The organism is Actinoplanes sp. NPDC051633, assembly GCF_040681735.1.
In the GTDB taxonomy this organism is placed as follows: domain Bacteria; phylum Actinomycetota; class Actinomycetes; order Mycobacteriales; family Micromonosporaceae; genus Actinoplanes.
In genome coordinates, this window is sequence record NZ_JBFAZH010000360.1 from 1 (window position 1) to 6,641 (window position 6,641).

General features: G+C 72.5%; 5 protein-coding genes and 1 pseudogene. 4 read left to right on the top strand and 2 right to left on the bottom strand.

The window, feature by feature from the left end; translation table 11 throughout:
• A partial coding sequence (locus AB0M20_RS20465) for a hypothetical protein (RefSeq protein ID WP_364300317.1) occupies window positions 1–468 on the top strand: 468 nt, incomplete at its 5' end.
• Between the two features lie 41 nt (window positions 469–509).
• Window positions 510–1,706, top strand: a complete 1,197-nt coding sequence (gene glgA / locus AB0M20_RS20470) for a glycogen synthase (protein WP_364300319.1) — start codon at window positions 510–512, stop codon at window positions 1,704–1,706.
• Here glgA and AB0M20_RS20475 read toward each other — a convergent pair.
• Window positions 1,680–2,573 (bottom strand): FAD-dependent oxidoreductase, encoded by an 894-nt coding sequence (locus AB0M20_RS20475; RefSeq protein WP_364300323.1) that lies wholly within the window; start codon window positions 2,571–2,573, stop codon window positions 1,680–1,682. The two genes, glgA and AB0M20_RS20475, sit on opposite strands and share 27 nt — an antisense overlap.
• Before the next feature lie 50 nt (window positions 2,574–2,623).
• On the opposite strand from AB0M20_RS20475, the gene AB0M20_RS20480 reads away from it, so the two are divergent.
• Entirely contained in the window at window positions 2,624–4,231 is a 1,608-nt protein-coding gene (locus AB0M20_RS20480; protein WP_364300321.1) for a family 10 glycosylhydrolase, read from the top strand.
• Here the strand turns inward: AB0M20_RS20480 and AB0M20_RS20485 are convergent.
• Entirely contained in the window at window positions 4,221–5,870 is a 1,650-nt protein-coding gene (locus AB0M20_RS20485) for an ABC-F family ATP-binding cassette domain-containing protein (protein ID WP_364300325.1), read from the bottom strand. The two genes, AB0M20_RS20480 and AB0M20_RS20485, sit on opposite strands and share 11 nt — an antisense overlap.
• A 68-nt stretch (window positions 5,871–5,938) precedes the next feature.
• Between AB0M20_RS20485 and AB0M20_RS20490 the strand changes: the two are divergent.
• Window positions 5,939–6,641 (top strand): annotated as a pseudogene (locus tag AB0M20_RS20490) (magnesium chelatase); the annotation flags it as partial.

Genomic DNA, 6,641 nt, shown 5'->3' on the forward strand with positions numbered 1-6,641 from the left:
GTGTCGGTGTCGTCGGCCCCGCCGGAGTTCAAGCTGCCGAAGGGTTTCGCCTGGCGGTCCAGCCCGGAGGGCGGCTTCCGCATCGCGACGCCTGCCCGGTGGACGGTCAAGGAGGCCGGCGGCGTGTTCACCTCGGCCGGTCGCGCCGGTGGCCCGCTGCTGCGGGTGCGTCCCTGGTCGCCGGCGCCGGCCGACCCGGTGGCCGCCCTGATCGGCATGGAGTCGAAAACGACGCTCGACAACTATCAGCGGGTGACGATCAGGACCGCCGAGGACGCGCCGGGGCCGGTCTGGGACTACACGTACCGGTCGCGTGCCGGGACGCCGTTCCGGGCCCAGGAGCAGGTGGTCACCGCGGGCGGGCGCACGTACCGGATCACCTGGCTCTGCCCGCGTGCGGAGTGGTCCGACGACCTCGAGGCCTGGAACACGGTGCTGGAGAGTTTCGGTCCGCTGGGCGGCGCCTGAGTCGCGGAGCGTAAACCGCCGGTAGTCAATAGACTGCGGACGTGACTGAGCTGCGCGTGGATCTGATCAGCCGTGAGTACCCGCCCGAGGTCTACGGCGGCGCCGGCGTCCATCTGGAGTATCTGACCCGCGATCTGCGCGCCCTGGCGGACGTGCGGGTGCACTGCTTCGGAGCGGAGCGGTCCGAGCCGGGGGTGACGGCGTACCCGGAACCGGCCGAGCTGGCCGGCGCCAACGCCGCCCTGCGCACCATGGGCGTCGACCTCGAGATCGCCGCCGGCTGCGCGGGCACGGACATCGTGCACAGCCACACCTGGTATGCGAACTTCGCCGGGCACACCGCCAAGCTGCTGCACGGTGTCCCGCACGTGGTCACCACGCACAGCCTCGAGCCGCTGCGGCCGTGGAAGGCCGAGCAGCTCGGCGGCGGGTACGCGCTGTCCTCGTTCTGCGAGCGGGTGGCGATCGAGAACGCGGACGCGGTGATCGCGGTCTCCGCGGGCATGAAGCGGGACGTGCTGGCCGCGTATCCGACGGTCGACGAGTCGAAGATCCGGGTGGTCTACAACGGCATCGACACCTCGCAGTACCAGCCCGACCAGGGCACCGACGTGATCGAGCGGCTCGGCATCGACCTGAGCCGGCCGTCGGTGGTCTTCGTCGGCCGGATCACCCGGCAGAAGGGCCTGCCGTACCTGCTGCGCGCCTGCCACGACCTGCCGCCCGAGGCGCAGATCGTGCTGCTGGCCGGCGCCCCCGACACCAAGGAGATCGCCGCCGAGGTCGAGGGCCTGGCCATCCAGCTGCGCAACGCCCGCGACGACGCCGGCGTGATCTGGGTGCAGGAGATGCTGCCCAAGCACGAGGTGGTCCAGGTGCTGACGCACGCCACGGTGTTCGTCTGCCCGTCGATCTACGAGCCGATGGGCATCGTGAACCTCGAGGCGATGGCCTGCGAGACCGCGGTGGTGGCGACCGCGACCGGCGGCATCCCCGAGGTGGTGGCGGACGGTGAGACCGGCGTGCTGGTGCCGATCGAGCAGGTCGCCGACGGCACCGGCACGCCGATCGACCAGGACAAGTTCGTCGCCGATCTGGCCGCGGCGATCACGCAGGTGATCTCGGATCCGAAACGGGCCGAGGAGATGGGCCTGGCCGGTCGCCGCCGGGCGGTGGAGAAGTTCTCCTGGTCGACGATCGCGGCCGACACGCTAGAGGTCTATCGGTCCGTGCTCTGACAGGATGTCGCGGGCGACCGCCCGGCCGGAGAGCCACGCGGTCTGCACTCGCGGCTTGCCGAAGGCGTCGCCACAGAGGTAGACGTTGCCCTTCCGGGCGAACTTTCCCTCTTGCGGGGAGGGCTGGGCGAAGGTCCAGCGGTGGATCGCGACGTCTGCCGGGGCGTCGAGACCGAGCAGCTCGCGCACGGCCGCCGCCATCTCATCGGCGGCGCCCGCCGGGTCGTCGAGGTGCGGCCGCGCGAAGTCGCCGGTCGAGTGCGCCACCAGCACGGGGGCCCGGTCGCCGCGCCGGTCGCCGTCGTCGCAGACGGTCGCGAGCACGTCATGGCCGTTGACGAACATGCCGTGGAAGTCGGCCCAGGTCCTCTCCGGAAAGGTGAGGACGGCCGACAGGACCGGAGACCATTGCTGGGGTACGCCCACCGCGGTGATCCGCTCGGCCTGCGGACCGGGCATGGCCAGCACCACGGCGTCGGCCTCCGGCAGGTCCCGCACCTCGTGCCCGAGCGTGACGTCGAGCTCGCGGGCGAGGTCCTCGGCCAGGCTGCGCAGGCCGCCGGGCGCCGACCAGCGCATCGGGCCGGTGGCGGGGTCAGCCGCGTGTCCGCGGTCGTGGACGGCGAAGGTGTCGGTCCACGGGTGTGCCAGCCCGGCGACCCGCCAGCTGTCCAGCAGGCCCTGGAAGTTCGGGTCGTCGGCGGTCAGGTAGGCGGCGCCGATGTCCGCGTACCGCCCGCCGAACCGCTTGCTCGCCAGCCGCCCGCCGACCACCCGGCCACGCTCCAGGACCCGCGCCGGCAGCCCGGCGTCCACCAGCTCCCGGGCGCATGCCAGCCCCGCGATCCCCGCACCAACCACGATCACCGTCACGCCCCCGACCTTACGGCCGCACCGGACCAGGCACACTGGATGCCATGCCGTCGCACTCCGTACCCCGCCGCGTGCCCGTGCGGGTGGTGGCGATCGTGGTCGTGGGGGTGATCGCGCTGGCGGCGATCGGGGTCGGGCTGATCCGCGCCGCGACCTACGACCCGCCGCCGGTGAACCCGGTCGGCCCCGCGGCCATCGGACCGGCGAGCGGCACGGTGGGGCGCTGCGCCGGGGTGCCGGTCAAGGCGACGCGGGAGCTGCGCGGCATGTGGCTGACCACGGTCAACAACATCGACTGGCCCAGCCGGCCCGGCCTGCCCGAGGCGCAGGTCAAGCAGGAGTACCTGGGCTGGCTCGACCTCGCGCGGGCGCAGAACCACAACGCGATCTTCGTGCACGTGCGGCCCAGTGGCGACGCGTTCTGGCCGTCGAAGTACGCGCCGTGGTCGGAGTGGCTGACCGGCCGGCGGGACGGCCGCGATCCGGGCTGGGACCCGATGAAGTTCATGATCGACGAGGCGCACGCGCGCAACCTGGAGTTCCACGCCTGGTTCAACCCGTACCGCGGGACGCAGCCCGGCCCGAACGGGCCCGGCGCCGACTACGCGAAACTCGCCCCGAACCACCCGCTGCGCAAGCACCACGACTGGGCGATCTCCTACCCGACCGGGGAGCGCGCACGGTTCTACTACGACCCGGGCATCCCCGCGGCCCGCAAGTTCGTCGAGGACTCGATGCTCGAGGCGGTCGAAAAGTACGACCTGGACGGCGTCCACTTCGACGACTTCTTCTACCCGTACCCGGAACAGGGCGAGGACTTCCCGGACGCCGCCTCGTACGCGAAGTACGCCAAGCCCGGGCAGAGCCGCGCGGCCTGGCGGCGGGACAACGTCAACACGCTGGTCCGCGAGATGGACCAGCGGATCAAGCAGCTCAAGCCGTGGGTGAAGTTCGGGATCAGCCCGTTCGGCATCTGGCGCAACCAGCGCACCGACCCGGAGGGCTCCGACTCCACCGGCCTGCAGAGCTTCGACGAGATCTACGCCGACACCCGCACCTGGGTGCGCAACGGCTGGCTCGACTACGTGGTGCCGCAGCTCTACTGGGCGATCGGCTTCGACAAGGCCGACTACGTCAAGGTGCTGCCGTGGTGGGCGAAGCTGGTCAAGGGCACCGACGTGCAGCTCTACATCGGACAGGGCGACTACCGCGTCGGGGAGAAGGGCCCCTGGCGCGACCCCGGCCAGATCGAGAAGCAGCTCGCGCTCAACGACAAGTACGCGGTGCTCGGCAGCGTGCACTTCAGCGCCAAGCAGATCCGCGCCGACCGGCTGGGCGCGGTCAGCCGCTACCGCAAGGCGCACTATGCCGGTCCGGCACTGGTGCCGGCCATGCGGCAACTGCCCGCCGACCCGCCGTCGGCGCCGCGCCTGGTCGCCGCGCGGGACTCGGCGGTGGACTGGCAGCCGGGGGAGAAGAAGCCGGCGTCGTGGGCCCTCTACCGCGTCGACGGCGCCGCGGCGACGCTGGTGGCGACGGGCCGGGCCGGTGCGAAGGTGGTTCCGCCGGGCGCCGGCACGTACTGCCTGAGCGGGTTGGACCGCAGCGGGAACGAAGGGCCGGTCGGGCCGCCGCTGACGATCAGCCGGTGACCTTGCCGCCGGCCACCTCGAGGTGCCGGGTGGTGTGCACCGCCTCGAGCATGCGGCGGTCGTGGGTGACCAGCAGCAGCGTGCCCGGGTAGCCGGCCAGGGCGGACTCGAGCTGCTCGATGGCGGCCAGGTCGAGGTGGTTCGTCGGCTCGTCGAGCACCAGCAGGTTCACGCCGCGGGCCTGCAGCAGCGCCAGCGCCGCGCGGGTCCGCTCGCCCGGCGACAGGGTGGCGGCCGGCCGCAGCACGTGGTCGGCGCGCAGGCCGAACTTGGCCAGCAGCGTGCGCACGTCGGCGTCGTTGAACTCCGGCACCGCCGCGCCGAACGCCTCCATCAGCGGCGTGTCGCCGAGGAACAGCCCGCGCGCCTGATCGACCTCGCCGACCACCACGCCCGGGCCGAGGCTCGCGCTGCCCGCGTCCAGCGGGATGCGGCCCAGCATCGCGGCGAGCAGGGTGGTCTTGCCCGAGCCGTTGGCCCCGGTGATCGCGACCCGGTCGGCCCAGTCGATCTGCAGCGTGACCGGGCCCAGGACGAACTGGTTCCGCGTGGGCGACCCGCGGCGGACGACCGCGTCGCGCATGGTGGCCACGACCGCGCCGGCCCGGGGCGCGGCGGCGATCTCCATCCGCAGCTCCCACTCCTTGCGCGGCTCCTCGACGACCTCCATGCGCTCGATCAGCTTCTCGGTCTGCCGCGCCTTGGCCGCCTGCTTCTCGCTGGTCTCGCCGCGGAAGTGCTTGATGTGCTTGTCCGGGTCGGTGGCCTTGCGGCGGGCGTTGCGCACGCCCTTCTCCATCCAGGCCCGCTGGGTACGGGCCCGCTCGAGCAGATCCTCGCGCTTGCCCGCGTACTCCTCGAACTCCTCCCGGGCGTGCCGCCGGGCCCGCTCCCGCTCCTCGAGGTACGACGCGTATCCGCCGCCGAACAGGGAGACCCGCTGCTGCGGCAGATCCAGCTCGAGCACCTCGGTGACCGTGCGGGTGAGGAACTCGCGGTCGTGGCTGACCAGCACCACACCGGCACGCAGCCCGGTGACGAAGGTCTCGAGGCGGGCCAGGCCGTCCAGGTCGAGGTCGTTGGTCGGCTCGTCGAGCAGGAAGATGTCGTAGCGGCTGAGCAGCAGCGACGCCATCCCGGCGCGGGCCGCCTGGCCGCCGGAGAGGGCGGTCATCGGATGCTCCAGGTCGACGGCGAGGCCCAGGTCGGCGGCCACCTGCGCGGCCCGCTCGTCGAGGTCGGCCCCGCCGAGGTCCAGCCACCGCTCGAGGGCCGCGGCGTACTGGTCGCCGGCGCCGGGCTCGCTCGCGGCCAGCCGCTCGGCGGCGGTGTCCATCGCCGCCTGGGCCGGGCCGACACCGGTGCGGCGGTGCAGGAAGTCGCGGACGGTCTCGCCGGGCCGCCGGTCGCGCTCCTGGGGCAGATAGCCGACCGTCGCGGTCGGCGGGCTCAGCGTGACGGTGCCGGCCTCGGCCGGCGTCACGCCGGCGAGGGTGCGCAGCAGCGTCGTCTTGCCGGCGCCGTTGACCCCGACCAGGCCGATCACGTCGCCCGGAGCGACCACCAGGTCGAGACCGGTGAACAGGTGGCGGTCGCCGTGCCCAGCGGCGAGATTGCGGGCGATCATCGTGGCGCTCATCGCGCGGATGAGCTTATCGGCCCCGCCGAGGTCGTTGCCTGTCATATACCGGGGGTAGCTTTCGTGAGGTGACAGACGCGCCAACTTCGATCGCCCCGGACGCACCCCACGACCTTCCGCGCACCCTCGGCGAGCTGCGTGCCGCCGGGCACGAGTTCAAGACCGTCAAGGAGGAGCTGCGCGACAACCTGCTCGACCGGCTCCGCTCGGGCCGGCCGCGCTTCCCCGGCATCGTCGGCTATGACGACACCGTGCTGCCCGAGGTCGAGCGGGCGCTGCTCGCCGGCCACGACATGGTCCTGCTCGGCGAGCGGGGCCAGGGCAAGACCCGGCTGATCCGCGGCCTGGCCGGGCTGCTCGACGAGTGGACCCCGATGATCGAGGGTTCGGAGCTGCGCGAGCACCCGTACCTTCCGCTCACCCCCGCCTCGCGGCGGTTCGCCGCCGAGATGGGCGACCTGCTGCCGGTGGCTTGGCTGCACCGCTCGGAGCGGTACGGCGAGAAGCTGGCCACTCCCGACACCAGCGTCGGCGACCTGATCGGCGACGTCGACCCGATCAAGGTGGCCGAGGGCCGGGCGCTGGGCGATCCCGACACGATCCACTTCGGGCTGGTGCCGCGCACCAACCGTGGCATCTTCGCGGTCAACGAGCTGCCCGACCTCGCCGAGCGCATCCAGGTGTCGCTGCTCAACGTGCTCGAGGAGCGAGACATCCAGGTCCGCGGCTACCAGCTGCGGCTGCCGCTCGACCTGCTGCTGGTGGCCAGCG

What these genes read in the sequence shown, in the direction of transcription:
- AB0M20_RS20480 (WP_364300321.1), top strand. Translation starts at nt 2,624, where the DNA reads ATGCCGTCGCACTCCGTACCCCGCCGCGTGCCCGTGCGGGTGGTGGCG.
- AB0M20_RS20485 (WP_364300325.1), bottom strand. Translation starts at nt 5,870, where the DNA reads ATGAGCGCCACGATGATCGCCCGCAATCTCGCCGCTGGGCACGGCGAC.